The following is a 12,421-nucleotide window of genomic DNA, read 5'->3' as shown; positions in this document are numbered from 1 at the left end:
AGGGCAGGAGGCGGTGGTGGGCACCGCGGGCGGATCGCGCCGCGGTGCCCACCGGGGTGGTGACTAGTAGCGGTCGATCGCCGGGGGCTCGGGCGTCTCGAGCACCGCGCCCGCCGTGGACTCCCAGAGCTCGTCCCAGGTGCCGTCGTCTTCGGCCTCTTCGAGGGTGTCGTTGATGAACATGCGGAAGTCGGTGTCGTCGAGCGCCAGACCGATGCCGTAGGGCTCCTCGGTGAAGGGCTCGCCGACGACCTCGAACTCGCCCTCGTTCTGGTCGGCGAGACCGGCCAGGATCACGTTGTCGGTCGTCACGGCCGCGACCGCGCCGGTGCGGAGGGGCTCGAGGCAGTTCGAGTACGTGTCGGTCGCGATGATGTCGTCCGTGTACTCGGCGATGTTGGCCTCGCTGGTCGAGCCGCTGACCGTGCAGACGGCCTTGCCCTCGAGGTCTTCGGCGCCCTCGATGCCGTCGGGGTTGCCCTCGAGCACCAGCAGGTCCTGGCCGGCCTGGTAGTAGGGACCGGCGAACGAGACGACCTTCTTGCGCTCGTCGTTGATCGTGTAGGTCGCGATGACGAGGTCGACGTCGCCGTTCTGGATGAAGGGCTCGCGGTTGGCGGACACCGTCTCGACCCAGGTGATGCCGTCGGCGGGGATGCCCAGCTTGGCTGCGACGAGCTTGCCGATCTCGGCGTCGAAGCCCTGCGGGTTGCCGGAGCCGTCGTCGAGGCCGAACAGGGGCTGGTCGAACTTGGTGCCGATGGTGATCTCGCCGGCCTCGGCGAGGCGGGCCATCGTCGTGCCGTCTTCGAAGTCGGAGACCTCTTCGACCTCGACGGCGCTGTCGGGGGCGGCCGAGTCGGTGCAGGCCGACAGGCCGAGCACCGTGACGGCTGCTGCGGCTACGGCTACGAAACCTCTACTGAGTCGCATTCTGTTCTCCTTGCTGTGTGACCCGGACGCCGATCGGCGGACGGGGGCTCCGGGGTCGGGCCGCAGGACGGACGCGCGGCGACGACGGGGTCTGTCGATCAGTGGGTGAGGATCTTCGACAGGAAGTCGCGCGCCCGATCTGACGTCGGCGCGGTGAAGAACTGCTCGGGGGTGCTCTCTTCGACGATCTCGCCGTCGGCCATGAAGACGACCCGATCGGCCGCCTTGCGGGCGAAGCCCATCTCGTGGGTGACGACGATCATCGTCATGCCGTCTTTGGCCAGCTGCACCATGACGTCGAGGACCTCGGTGATCATCTCGGGGTCGAGCGCGCTGGTCGGCTCGTCGAGGAGCATCACCTTCGGATCCATCGCGAGGGCGCGGGCGATCGCCACCCGCTGCTGCTGACCGCCCGAGAGCTGCGAGGGCATCTTCTGAGCCTGGTTCGCCACGCCGACGCGCTCGAGGAGCTCCATCGCCCGCTTCTCGGCCTCGGCCTTGCTGCGCTTGCGGACCTTGATCTGGCCCAGCGTGACGTTCTCGAGCACCGTCTTGTGCGCGAAGAGGTTGAAGCTCTGGAAGACCATGCCGACGTCGGCCCGCAGACGCGCGAGCTCGGAGCCCTCTTCGGGGAGGCGCGTGCCGTCGATCGAGATCGTGCCGTCGTCGATCGTCTCGAGCCGGTTGATGGCCCGGCACAGCGTCGACTTGCCCGAACCGCTCGGCCCGATGACCACGACCACCTCGCCCCGGGAGACCGTCGTCGTGATGTCCTTCAGGACGTGCAGTTCACCGAAGTGCTTGTTGACGTGGTCGACGACGACGAGGGGTTCCATGCGACCACACAAACAGGTGGGTCTGACGGGCGCAAATTCACAGCGGATTCGTAACGCGATCGAAACGACATGGGCGGGCGCCTGTCGAGGCGACCCGCGCCTCCTGCAGGTCAGCTCCGGTGCGCGAAGGCGCTCTCGTAGAGGCAGACGGAGGCCGCGGTGGAGAGGTTCATCGACTCGGCATGCCCGTAGATCGGAACGACGACGGCACGGTCGGCCAGCTTGAGGTCGTCGTCGGTCAGCCCTCTGGCCTCGTTGCCGAAGAGCCAGGCCGTCGGGGCCGAGAGGACGCCCTCGCTGCGCACCGCGAGCAGGTCGTCGCCCTTGACGTCGGCGGCCAGCACCTGGATGCCCGCCTCGGCGCAGCGCGCCACCACGGACGCGAGATCGGCGCCGACGGCGACCGGCACGTGGAAGAGCGAGCCCGTCGTCGCGCGGACCACCTTGGGGTTGTAGAGGTCGACGCTCCGACCGGTCATGATGACCGCGTCCGCGCCGGCGGAGTCGGCCGCACGGATGATCGTGCCGGCGTTGCCCGGATCGCGGACCTCTTCGAGGATGGCGATCAGACGGGGGCCGCCGTCGCCCGTGTCGGCGAAGACGTCTTTGACGGCGGTCGGGAACTGGCGGCAGACGGCGATGATGCCCTGAGGGGTCACCGTGTCGGACATCGCGGCGATGACCGCCTCGCTGACGAACTCGATCTCGAGCTCGGCCTCGCGGGCGGCCGCACCCACCTGCGGATGACGCTCGAGCGCCGTCGGCGTCGCGAAGAGATCGACGAGCAGTTCGGGCCGGAACGCGAGGGCCTCGGACACCGCCTGGGGGCCCTCGAGCAGGAACGACCCGGTGTCGGTGCGCGCGTCGCGCTTGGCCAGCTTCGCCACGGCGCGGACGCGGGGCGATCGGGGATTGTCGAGGAGGGAGGTGCTCACTCCCCCACTATGCCTCACCCGGCCTCGGGAGCCGGGACGCACGACGGCCCGGACGGTGAGACCGTCCGGGCCGGGGTGGTGCAGTGGCGCTGGTGACTACGCGGCAGCCTTGGGAGCCGAGGTGTCGGCGGGCAGCGCGGCCTTCGCGGTGGCGACGAGGCCGGCGAAGGTGGCGGGCTCGTTGACGGCCAGCTCGGCCAGGATGCGGCGGTCGACCTCGACGCCGGCCAGGGACAGACCCTGGATGAGGCGGTTGTAGGTCAGGCCGTTCTGACGCGACGCGGCGTTGATGCGCTGGATCCACAGACGGCGGAACTCACCCTTGCGGGCGCGACGGTCGCGGTACGAGTAGACGAGCGAGTGGGTGACCTGCTCTTTGGCCTTGCGGTACAGGCGCGAACGCTGACCGCGGTAACCCTCGGCACGCTCGAGGATCACACGACGCTTCTTGGCGGCGTTGACCGCTCTCTTGACTCTTGCCATTTTCTTGTTCCTCTACGTTCGTGTCAGCGGTCAGTGACCGAGAAGCTTCTTGGCGACCTTGGCGTCGGCGGGGGCGAGCACCTGGTCCTGGTTCAGGCGAGCCTTGCGCTTGGCGCTCTTCACCTCGAGGTTGTGTCGCATGCCGGCCTGCTGCTTCATGATCTTGCCGGAACCGGTGACCTTGAAGCGCTTCTTGGCGCCGGAGTGGGTCTTCTGCTTGGGCATGTCTTACTTACTTTCTTCTGTCGGTTCCGCCGGTGCGTCGGCCGGAACCTCGTCGGACGTCGGGTGCTTCGGCGCCTTGTTGGCCACCTTGCGAGCTTCTGCCTCGGCCTTGGCCTCGGACTTGTTCTTGTGCGGCCCGATCACCATGACCATGTTGCGGCCGTCGATGGTGGGGGTCGACTCGACGCTGCCCCACTCGGAGACGTCTTCGGCGAAGCGCTGGAGGAGACGGACGCCCTGGTCGGGACGCGACTGCTCACGACCGCGGAACAGGATCATGGCCTTGACCTTGTCGCCGCCCTGGAGGAAGCCCTCGGCGCGCTTGCGCTTGGTCTCGTAGTCGTGCTTGTCGATCTTCAGACGGAAACGCACCTCTTTGAGGATGGTGTTCGCCTGGTTGCGACGAGCCTCCTTCGCCTTCTGCGCAGCCTCGTACTTGAACTTTCCGTGATCCATGATCTTGGCCACGGGAGGCTTCGAGTTGGGGGCCACCTCGACCAGGTCGAGTTCGGCCTCTGCTGCGAGACGCAGGGCCATGGCGATGGGGACGACACCGACCTGTTCTCCGGCAGGTCCGACGAGGCGGACCTCGGGGACGCGGATACGGTCGTTCGTACGGGGATCGCTGATGCGGAACTCCTCTGTCGTTGCTTCGTCACCCGCCGGACCGGTGGTCACGGCAGGGAAAGAGGAGTTTCGCGACGCGCTGCGCCATCCGAACGTCGTGCTCGGATAGTGCGACGGAACATCGCTGCACCCTGGCTGCCGACCCTCGGGGAGGATCGGCGGGGTACCAACAACCCGGTAACCTAATCGAACGGTCAAGCGCGGGTGGGAGAATCTCCACTTTCGCACCGAAGCAGATGCTTCGGAGCCTCGACGAGCTTAGCAGAGGATCTTCACGTGAGCCACACCCCCGAGCACTCCCCCGACTTCGCCTTCTCCGCCCCCGGCGACGAGGCACGCGATATCGCCGACGTGAACGCCGTGGAGGTGATCAACACCGTCGCCGTGCACCTGATGAGCGCGGCCGCCGTGAAGGTCGGGCTCGCCGACGACCCGCGCGCCCAGACCGACCTCGACGAGGCCCGCAAGCTCATCACCTCGTTGGCTGGCCTGATCACGGCCAGCGCACCCGAGATCGGCGATCAGCACGCCCGCGCCCTCCGCGACGGGCTGCGGTCGCTGCAGCTGGCCTTCCGTGAGGCGTCGACGTTCCCCGACCCCATCGGCCAGGGGCCCGGCGAGAAGTTCACGGGGCCGGTCAACTAGACCGCGCCTCCGGCCGCCTTCCCGCCGGGTCGGACCGCGGCGGGGCCTGCAGCCGCGGTCCGTCAGACGGAGACGACCTTGACGGCCATGCTGTCGACCCGGTCGGCGATGGTCGGGTCGGCGGCCCAGGCCGTCTGCAGTCGACCGAGCAGAGCCGTGAGCGCCTCGCGGTCGAGCCCGGCACGGACGCCCAGCTGCACGACGATCTCGGGGCCGCCCAGCCGGGCGCCCTCGTAGCCGGGGGCGATGACCAGGCCGGCCAGCGCCTCCTCGTCCGCCCCCGCGTCGAGGAAGGCCCGCAGCACGGTCTCGTCGGCGTGACTCGGCAGCCACGGCAGGTCTTGCGCGACCGCCCACAGGGCCGGTCGGCGCAGGGCGAACGCCGTGGGCGACCCCGGGTCGAGCACGAGCCGGTCGGTCGACTCGGACGCCGCCGCCAGGGCGATCCGCCGGGCGTCGGCCGGCACGGGACGCGCCGTGGCGCTCCAGACGGACAGCGCCGCCACCGAGGTGAAGGCGGGCAGCACGTCGCGCCCGTCGGGGCCCGCCACCGTCACGATGGACAGCTCCTGAGTCTTGTCGACCCGTCGCCCCCGCTCGTCGAGGTCCTCGTCGCCCGCGACCGCCACGAGGGGGACGAGCAGCCGCGCGGGTCGCAGCGCGTCGACGACGGTGTCTTCACCGACCTCGCCGAGGTGGAACCGCTTGAGAGCCTCGAGGAGGCGCGGGTCCGCCGAGCCGTCGTCACCGGCGAACGCCGTGTCGTGATGATCGAAGGTGCGACCCTCCCAGGGCCGACCGGCGCTGTCCGAGCCGGGCGTCGACATCAGTCGGAGGCGACGTCGAGGGCCGCGGCCAGCGTGAAGGCGCCCGAGTAGAGCGCCTTGCCGACGATCGCGCCCTCGAGGCCCTGCGGGACCAGCTCGCGCAACGCGACGAGGTCGTCGAGGCTCGAGATGCCGCCCGATGCGATCACCGGGCGATCGGTGCGATCCATCACCTGACGCAGCAGATCGACGTTCGGCCCCTGGAGGGTGCCGTCCTTGGTGACGTCGGTGACGACGTAGCGGGCGCACCCGGCCTCCTCGAGACGGGCGAGGACCGTCCAGAGGTCGCCGCCCTCCTCCGTCCAGCCACGCGCGGCCAGCGTCGTGCCGCGCACGTCGAGCCCGACCGCGACGGCCTCGCCGTACTCGGCGATGACATGCGCCGCCCACTCGGGGTTCTCGAGGGCCGCCGTACCGAGGTTGATCCGCTTGACACCCGTGCCGAGGGCGTCTTCGAGGGAGCGGTCGTCGCGGATGCCGCCGCTCAGCTCGACGTTGATGCCCTTGACCTGCTTGATGACCTTCTTGATGACCGACCGGTTGTCGCCCCGCCCGAAGGCCGCGTCGAGGTCGACCAGGTGCAGCCACTCGGCGCCCTGGTTCTTCCAGTCGTCGGCCGCCGCGACGGGGTCGCCGTATCCGGTCTCGCTGCCGGCCTCCCCCTGGGTCAGACGGACGGCCTGCCCCCCGGAGACGTCGACGGCCGGGAACAGGGTCAGGCTCGGAGTCGTGCAGAAGTCGCTCATGTCGTCTCTCTCGCGGCGGCGCCGCGCGGATCGCGTCGGGGCCCCGCTGAGCGCGGGACCGGAGTCGGGTTCGGGAGGGTCAGAGTGTGCCGAGCCAGTTCGAGAGCAGCCGGATGCCCGGCCGCCCCGACTTCTCGGGGTGGAACTGCGTGGCCCAGAGCGGTCCGTTCTCGACGGCGGCGACGAAGCGGCCGCCGTGGTCGGCCCACGTGACGTGCGGCTGCGGGAACGGCGGGATCACGTCGAGGGTCCACGACTGCGCCGCGAACGAGTGGACGAAGTAGAAGCGCTCGTCGGCGACGCCGTCGAACAGCGTGCTGCCCTCGGGGACGTCGACGGTGTTCCAGCCCATGTGAGGCAGCACGTCGGCCTTCAGCTCGTCGACGACACCGGGCCATTCACCCAGCCCGCCCGCCGTCGCACCGCGCTCGACACCGCCCTCGAAGAAGACCTGCATGCCGACGCAGATGCCCATCACGGGTCGCCCGCCGGCCAGACGGCGATCGATGAGCTCGCCGCCGCGGACGGACTCGAGCGCGCTCATAACGGCGCCGAAGGCCCCGACGCCCGGCACGAAGAGACCGTCGGCCGCCTGCACCCGGGCGCGATCGGCCGTCAGCTCGACGTCGGCCCCGGCGAGCTCGAGGGCCTTGACCGCCGAGTGGACGTTGCCGCTGCCGTAGTCGAGGACCACGACGGAGGGACGGACCGTCACAGCGCGCCCTTCGTGGAGGGGATGCCGACCACCCGCGGGTCGGGCTGCACGGCCTGGCGGAGGGCTCGCGCGAAGGCCTTGAACTCGGCCTCGGCGATGTGATGCGGGTCGCGCCCGCCGAGCACGCGGATGTGTACCGTGATGCCGGCGTGGAAGGCGATCGCCTCGAACACGTGGCGCACCAGGGACCCCGTGAAGTGGCCGCCGATCAGGTGCAGCTCGAAGCCCTCCGGCTCGCCGCCGTGCACGAGGTACGGGCGACCGGAGATGTCGACGACCGCCTGCACCAGGGCCTCGTCGAGCGGCACCAGGGCGTCGCCGTACCGTGCAATACCCGACTTGTCGCCGAGCGCCTGACGGAGCGCGGTGCCGAAGGCGATGCCGATGTCTTCGACCGTGTGGTGCGCGTCGATGTGCGTGTCACCCGTCGCCGCCACCCGCAGATCGATCAGCGAGTGCTTCGACAGCGCCGTCAGCAGGTGGTCGAAGAACGGGACGGACGAGTCGATGCTCGACGAGCCGGTGCCGTCGAGGTCGAGCGACAGCGCGATGCGCGACTCGCTCGTCTCACGCTCGAGGGAGGCCACGCGGGTAGGGGTCTGTTCGGTCACGAGGAGAGCCTAATGTCGCGCAGCGCCTCGAGGAACGCCGTGGTCTCGGCCTCGGTGCCCGCACTGACCCGGAGGTGGTGGGGGATGCCGAGGTTCCGCACGATGATGCCCCGGGCGAGCAGACGCTCGAACACGTCGGCCGGATCGTCGACCCCGCCGAACAGCACGAAGTTCGACCAGGTCGGCCAGGGCTCGTAGCCGAGCTCGGTCAGCACCCGGACGATCCGGTCGCGTTGGGTGGCGATCTCGCCGACCATGGCGAGCATCTCGTCGGCGTGCGAGAGCGCGGCGATCGCGGCGGCCTGGGTCAACGACGACAGGTGATAAGGGAGGCGCACCAGACGGAGCGCGTCGGTCACGGCCGGGTGGGCGGCGAGGTATCCGACTCGCGCCCCGGCGAAGGCGAAGGCCTTGCTCATGGTGCGGGAGACGATGAGACGCGGCCGGCCTTCGAGCAGGGTCAGAGCCGTGGGCTGGCCGACGGGCATGAACTCCGCGTACGCCTCGTCGACGAAGACGATTCCGTCGGTCGCGTCGTAGGCGGCCTCGACCGTGGCGAGGTCGAGGGGCGTGCCCGTCGGGTTGTTCGGACCGCAGAAGAACACGATGTCCGGTTCGGTGCGACGGATCTCGGCGACCGCCGTCTCGGGGCTGATGGTGAAGTCGACGTCTCGCGCACCCTCGACCCAGGTGCTCCCGGTGCCCGCCGCGATGATCGAGTGCATCGAGTACGTCGGAGGGAAGCCGAGGACGCTCCGCCCGGGGCCGCCGAAGGCCTGGAGGATCTGCTGGATGACCTCGTTCGAGCCGTTCGCCGCCCAGATGTTGTCTCGGGTGAGGCCGTGACCCAGATAGGCGGCCAGGGAGTCCCGCAACTGCGTGAACTCGCGGTCGGGATACCGGTTCACCTCGAGGACGGCCTGCGCGATCGATGCGACGATGTCGCGTGCGACGTTCTCGGGAATCGGATGCGTGTTCTCGTTGACGTTGAGAGCGACCGGCACCCTGGTCTGCGGTGCGCCGTACGGCGTCAGGCCACGGAGGTCGTCACGGATGGGAAGGTCGTCGAGACTGAAGGACACCGCTCCATGGTAGGTCTCCACCGGACGGAGTCCCGAATCGTCGGCCCTCGGCTGGCAGCGGTCGCGACCCCTCGAGGTCTCTTCAGACGGAGCCGCAGTGGACCGCCCGTCAGTCGGAGTACTGAGCGGGGACGGCGAGAGACTGCCCTGCCGCGACCTCGGTGCTGCTGAGGTTGTTCAACTGCACGATGTCGCTGATGACGTCGCGAGGGTCTTTGGTGGGTGCGATCTCGGACGCGACCTGCCACAGGGTGTCTCCCCCGTCGACCGTGACGTAGTCGAACGACGCCGCACCGGCGGTGTCCGATGCGACTGCACCGGGCCCGGCGAGGAGCACGCCGCCGACGACACCGGCGACGAGCAGACCGACGGCGGTGCTGACGACACGACGCCCCCGCCGGGTGATGCGCAGCCGGACGCGCGGGGGCGAAGAGAAGGAGGCGACAGCGTCGTCGGTGGGGGTGGGAGTGGCAGTGGTGGTCGTGATGGCGCTCATGAGGTGGTCCTTTCACCGCTAGAGGAGACGTCCGTGTTCGTGCCCGGCGATCGGCCGGGAACACCGGGCACGAAGACGTGTTCCGAACATATCTTCGATCAAGGTCGATTTCAACCCCGATGTTCGATTTTCTCGACGTGGATCGGCGACACACTCGAACATGTGTTTCGCCGAAGACGCCGCATCGGATACGGTTTCGATCGGTGGTCCGAGTAGAACAGCGACCACCGACATCCACGGCAGGAGACACATGAGCGACGCGCAGCGCACCCGGTCGACCGAGACGGGCTTGGTCACGCGCAAGGAGCTGACGGCCAAGCAGACGTCGATCCTGACGGCCATCCAGCAGAGCATCGGACAGCGCGGATACCCGCCGAGCATGCGGGAGATCGGCGACGCCGTCGGTCTGAAGTCGCTGTCGAGCGTGACCCACCAGTTGAACCAGCTCGAGCTCGCGGGTCGCATCCGACGCGATCCGAACCGGCCCCGCGCCCTCGAGGTCCTCTCGACCGAGGCGCCCGCCCTCGCACCCGTGACGAGCATCCTCACGACGAGCGACGACGGCGACACCGCGCACGTCCCGATGGTGGGGCGCATCGCCGCCGGCATCCCGATCACGGCCGAGCAGCAGGTCGAGGACGTGATGCCCCTCCCCCGCCAGCTCGTCGGCAAGGGCGACCTCTTCATGCTGCGGGTCGTCGGCGACTCGATGATCGACGCCGCCATCTGCGACGGCGACTGGGTCGTCGTCCGGCAGCAGAACTCGGCGGAGAACGGCGACATCGTGGCCGCCATGCTCGACGACGAGGCGACGGTCAAGGTCTTCCGTCAGCGCGACGGCCACACCTGGCTGCTGCCCCGCAACAGCGCGTTCGAGCCGATCGTCGGCGACCACGCTCAGATCGTCGGCAAGGTCGTGGCCGTGCTCCGGTCGGTGTGACCCCGACTCGACGAACGACGAAGCCCCCCGCCATTCGGCGGGGGGCTTCGTCGTGGTCGACTCGGTCGGCTCAGCTCGAGACGGCCTCGCGGTCGACGAACGGCGACAACCACGCCACGTCGCTCGGGTAGACCCGGGCGTGCACGCGCGTGCCGGCCTCCTCGTACTCCGTCTCGACGACACGACCGGAGTCGTGGAGATGAGAGACGACGTCGCCCCTGTCGTACGGTACGAGCAGCTCGAGTTCGACGTCAGGGGTCGGAAGGGTCGAGGCGATGCGCTCGAGGAGCTCGTCGATGCCCTCGCCCGTCCGGGCGGAGACGAAGACCGCGGTGGGGACGAGGCCCTGGAGCACGAGTCGCTGGTCGGGGTCGACCAGATCGCTCTTGTTGAACACCACGATCTCGGTGATGTCGCCCCCGTCGACTTCGCTGACGACCTCGCGGACCGTCGCGAGCTGCGCCGCCGGATCGGGATGCGAGCCGTCGACGACGTGGACGATGACATCCGATGCCGCGACCTCCTCGAGGGTGGAGCGGAACGCCTCGACCAGCTGATGGGGCAGGTTGCGGACGAAGCCCACCGTGTCGGCGTACGTGAACGGCCGGCCGTCTGTCGTCGAGCTCTTGCGCACAGTCGCATCGAGGGTCGCGAAGAGAGCGTTCTCGACGAGCACACCGGCACTCGTCAACCTGTTCAGCAGGCTCGACTTGCCCGCGTTGGTGTAGCCGGCGATGGCGACCGAGGGCACCTCGTTGCGGTCGCGATTGGCCCGCTTGGCGTCGCGCGCGGGCTTCATCTCCTTGATCTGCCGACGGAGACGAGCCATGCGCGTGTGGATCCGTCGCCGATCGAGCTCGATCTTGGTCTCTCCGGGGCCGCGGCTGCCCATTCCGGCACCCGCGCCTCCTACCTGGCCACCGGCCTGCCGCGACATCGAGTCGCCCCAGCCGCGCAGTCGGGGCAGCAGGTACTCGAGCTGCGCCAGTTCGACCTGCGCCTTGCCCTCCCGGCTCTTGGCGTGCTGACTGAAGATGTCGAGGATGACGGCCGTGCGGTCGATGACCTTGACCTTGACCACGTCTTCGAGGGCACGACGCTGGCTCGGCGCGAGCTCGGTGTCGGCGATCACCGTGTCGGCGCCGAGAGCCGCGACGGTCATCCGCAGCTCTTCGGCCTTGCCGCTGCCGAGGTAGGTGCTCGGGTCGGGGTTGGGCCGACGCTGCAGCAGTCCGTCGAGGACGACGGCACCGGCCGTCTCGGCCAGGGCCGACAGCTCGCGGAGGGAGTTCTCGGCGTCGGAGAGCGAGCCCTGCGAGTAGACGCCGATCAGGACGACGTTCTCGAGCCGGAGCTGGCGGTACTCGACCTCGGTGACATCCTGGAGCTCGGTCGAGAGCCCCGCCACACGACGGAGCGCCTGGCGATCGTCGCGGTCGAACTGGTCGCCGTCCGAGCCGGTGTCGTGCAGAGAGCGGGTCTGGATCGCCTGCGCAGGCGAGAAGACGGTGTAGGCGGAAGCCCGGGACGCCGCACGGTCGAGCACGCGGGCGACGACGTCGTCACCCTGCTCGGAACGCTCGGCATCGAGCGGGTTCGTGGGGAGGTCTGTCATCGGAGTGATACTAGCCCTTTCGTCAGGCGGTGAGCGGGGAGCCGATTCGGCCGCCCGTGGGGATTGTCGATAGGTTGTGGGCCATGGCGAGCGAGCACTACTTCTCTTCGGAACCGGAGAGCCTGATGCGGCGCCGGACCATCTCGGTGACCCTCGCGGGCCGCGAACTCGAACTCACCACGGCCGCGGGCGTCTTCAGCCCCGATCGGGTGGACGCCGGGACGGCCGTCCTCCTGGCCGACGTGCCCACGCCGCCGACCTCGGGTCATCTGCTCGATGTCGGATGCGGATGGGGGCCCATCACCCTGAGCCTCGCGTTGTCGTCACCCGACGCGACGGTCTGGGCCGTCGACGTGAACAAGAGGGTGCTGGAGCTCGTGCGCGAGAACGCCCGGGCCGCAGGCCTCGAGAACGTCAACGCCGTCGAGCCCGACGATGTTCCCGCCGACCTGCGGTTCTCGACGATCTGGTCGAACCCGCCCATCCGCGTCGGCAAGAACGAGCTGCACGGGCTCTTGACCAGGTGGCTCCCCCGACTGGAGGTCGGGTCGGACGCGTGGCTCGTCGTCCAGAAGAACCTCGGCGCTGACTCGCTGCAGAAGTGGATGAACTCCGAGCTGGGCGACGTCGTCGACGTGACCCGCGCCTCCACCAGCAAGGGCTACCGCGTCTTGACGGCCCACCGTCGCTGATCAGCGAGGCAGG

Annotated in this window: 16 protein-coding genes; 3 read left to right on the top strand and 13 right to left on the bottom strand. The window is 69.2% G+C overall.

Translation table 11 applies throughout. From position 1 onward, the window contains the following. Nucleotides 1–63 precede the first annotated feature (63 nt). The 6 genes from IFT51_RS06105 to infC form a co-directional block, all read right to left on the bottom strand. Nucleotides 64–933, bottom strand: coding sequence for a glutamate ABC transporter substrate-binding protein (locus tag IFT51_RS06105; protein WP_192060154.1), 870 nt, complete (start codon nt 931–933; stop codon nt 64–66). A 98-nt stretch (nt 934–1,031) separates the two neighbouring features. Beyond that, nucleotides 1,032–1,769, bottom strand: coding sequence for an amino acid ABC transporter ATP-binding protein (locus tag IFT51_RS06100; protein WP_192060153.1), 738 nt, complete (start codon nt 1,767–1,769; stop codon nt 1,032–1,034). Nucleotides 1,770–1,879: 110 nt separating this feature from the next. Then, nucleotides 1,880–2,704, bottom strand: coding sequence for an RNA methyltransferase (locus IFT51_RS06095; protein ID WP_243213758.1), 825 nt, complete (start codon nt 2,702–2,704; stop codon nt 1,880–1,882). A 96-nt stretch (nt 2,705–2,800) separates the two neighbouring features. Continuing rightward, nucleotides 2,801–3,187, bottom strand: a complete 387-nt coding sequence (gene rplT / locus IFT51_RS06090; RefSeq protein WP_192060152.1) for a 50S ribosomal protein L20 — start codon at nt 3,185–3,187, stop codon at nt 2,801–2,803. 30 nt (nt 3,188–3,217) lie between these two features. Then, the gene (rpmI, locus tag IFT51_RS06085) at nt 3,218–3,412 is read right to left on the bottom strand and encodes a 50S ribosomal protein L35 (RefSeq protein ID WP_043596704.1); all 195 of its coding nucleotides are present in this window, start codon (nt 3,410–3,412) and stop codon (nt 3,218–3,220) included. A gap of 3 nt (nt 3,413–3,415) precedes the next feature. Then, a complete protein-coding gene (gene infC, locus IFT51_RS06080; RefSeq protein WP_243213760.1) occupies nt 3,416–4,090 on the bottom strand; it encodes a translation initiation factor IF-3 in 675 nt (224 codons plus the stop codon). Nucleotides 4,091–4,315: 225 nt separating this feature from the next. On the opposite strand from infC, the gene IFT51_RS06075 reads away from it, so the two are divergent. Then, nucleotides 4,316–4,684, top strand: a complete 369-nt coding sequence (locus IFT51_RS06075) for a DUF1844 domain-containing protein (protein ID WP_192060151.1) — start codon at nt 4,316–4,318, stop codon at nt 4,682–4,684. A gap of 62 nt (nt 4,685–4,746) precedes the next feature. On the opposite strand, the gene IFT51_RS06070 is transcribed toward IFT51_RS06075, so the two are convergent. The 6 genes from IFT51_RS06070 to IFT51_RS06045 all read right to left on the bottom strand — a co-directional run bounded on the left by IFT51_RS06070 (nt 4,747) and on the right by IFT51_RS06045 (nt 9,161). After that, complete coding sequence (locus tag IFT51_RS06070; protein WP_192060150.1) at nt 4,747–5,511, bottom strand: SseB family protein; 765 nt, start codon at nt 5,509–5,511, stop codon at nt 4,747–4,749. Beyond that, entirely contained in the window at nt 5,511–6,257 is a 747-nt protein-coding gene (gene priA / locus IFT51_RS06065) for a bifunctional 1-(5-phosphoribosyl)-5-((5-phosphoribosylamino)methylideneamino)imidazole-4-carboxamide isomerase/phosphoribosylanthranilate isomerase PriA (protein ID WP_192060149.1), read from the bottom strand. The genes IFT51_RS06070 and priA overlap by 1 nt, the downstream gene beginning before the upstream one ends. A gap of 79 nt (nt 6,258–6,336) precedes the next feature. Next, complete coding sequence (gene hisH, locus IFT51_RS06060) at nt 6,337–6,972, bottom strand: imidazole glycerol phosphate synthase subunit HisH (RefSeq protein WP_192060148.1); 636 nt, start codon at nt 6,970–6,972, stop codon at nt 6,337–6,339. Beyond that, entirely contained in the window at nt 6,969–7,583 is a 615-nt protein-coding gene (gene hisB, locus IFT51_RS06055) for an imidazoleglycerol-phosphate dehydratase HisB (RefSeq protein ID WP_192060147.1), read from the bottom strand. Before hisB ends, hisH begins: the two co-directional genes overlap by 4 nt. Beyond that, on the bottom strand, nt 7,580–8,665 hold the full coding sequence (locus tag IFT51_RS06050) for a histidinol-phosphate transaminase (RefSeq protein WP_192060146.1): 1,086 nt from the start codon (nt 8,663–8,665) through the stop codon (nt 7,580–7,582). The genes hisB and IFT51_RS06050 overlap by 4 nt, the downstream gene beginning before the upstream one ends. 109 nt (nt 8,666–8,774) lie before the next feature. Continuing rightward, entirely contained in the window at nt 8,775–9,161 is a 387-nt protein-coding gene (locus tag IFT51_RS06045; RefSeq protein ID WP_192060145.1) for a LysM peptidoglycan-binding domain-containing protein, read from the bottom strand. Between the two features lie 250 nt (nt 9,162–9,411). Here IFT51_RS06045 and lexA point away from each other — a divergent pair, with 250 nt between their 5' ends. Then, nucleotides 9,412–10,101 (top strand): transcriptional repressor LexA, encoded by a 690-nt coding sequence (gene lexA, locus IFT51_RS06040; protein WP_192060144.1) that lies wholly within the window; start codon nt 9,412–9,414, stop codon nt 10,099–10,101. A 70-nt stretch (nt 10,102–10,171) separates the two neighbouring features. Here the strand turns inward: lexA and hflX are convergent, their stop codons facing one another. Then, on the bottom strand, nt 10,172–11,716 hold the full coding sequence (gene hflX, locus IFT51_RS06035) for a GTPase HflX (protein WP_192060143.1): 1,545 nt from the start codon (nt 11,714–11,716) through the stop codon (nt 10,172–10,174). 83 nt (nt 11,717–11,799) lie between these two features. Between hflX and IFT51_RS06030 the strand changes: the two genes are divergently transcribed. Then, the gene (locus tag IFT51_RS06030) at nt 11,800–12,408 is read left to right on the top strand and encodes a class I SAM-dependent methyltransferase (RefSeq protein WP_192060142.1); all 609 of its coding nucleotides are present in this window, start codon (nt 11,800–11,802) and stop codon (nt 12,406–12,408) included. The last annotated feature ends 13 nt before the right edge of the window (nt 12,409–12,421 follow it).

The organism is Frigoribacterium sp. CFBP 13712 (assembly GCF_014842255.1).
Taxonomy (GTDB): Bacteria; Actinomycetota; Actinomycetes; order Actinomycetales; family Microbacteriaceae; genus Frigoribacterium.
This window is presented reverse-complemented; position numbering and strand designations above follow the sequence as displayed.

What these genes read in the sequence shown, in the direction of transcription:
- IFT51_RS06105 (WP_192060154.1), bottom strand. Translation starts at nt 933, where the DNA reads ATGCGACTCAGTAGAGGTTTCGTAGCCGTAGCCGCAGCAGCCGTCACG.
- IFT51_RS06100 (WP_192060153.1), bottom strand. Translation starts at nt 1,769, where the DNA reads ATGGAACCCCTCGTCGTCGTCGACCACGTCAACAAGCACTTCGGTGAA.
- rplT (WP_192060152.1), bottom strand. Translation starts at nt 3,187, where the DNA reads ATGGCAAGAGTCAAGAGAGCGGTCAACGCCGCCAAGAAGCGTCGTGTG.
- rpmI (WP_043596704.1), bottom strand. Translation starts at nt 3,412, where the DNA reads ATGCCCAAGCAGAAGACCCACTCCGGCGCCAAGAAGCGCTTCAAGGTC.
- IFT51_RS06070 (WP_192060150.1), bottom strand. Translation starts at nt 5,511, where the DNA reads ATGTCGACGCCCGGCTCGGACAGCGCCGGTCGGCCCTGGGAGGGTCGC.
- priA (WP_192060149.1), bottom strand. Translation starts at nt 6,257, where the DNA reads ATGAGCGACTTCTGCACGACTCCGAGCCTGACCCTGTTCCCGGCCGTC.
- IFT51_RS06045 (WP_192060145.1), bottom strand. Translation starts at nt 9,161, where the DNA reads ATGAGCGCCATCACGACCACCACTGCCACTCCCACCCCCACCGACGAC.
- lexA (WP_192060144.1), top strand. Translation starts at nt 9,412, where the DNA reads ATGAGCGACGCGCAGCGCACCCGGTCGACCGAGACGGGCTTGGTCACG.
- hflX (WP_192060143.1), bottom strand. Translation starts at nt 11,716, where the DNA reads ATGACAGACCTCCCCACGAACCCGCTCGATGCCGAGCGTTCCGAGCAG.
- IFT51_RS06030 (WP_192060142.1), top strand. Translation starts at nt 11,800, where the DNA reads ATGGCGAGCGAGCACTACTTCTCTTCGGAACCGGAGAGCCTGATGCGG.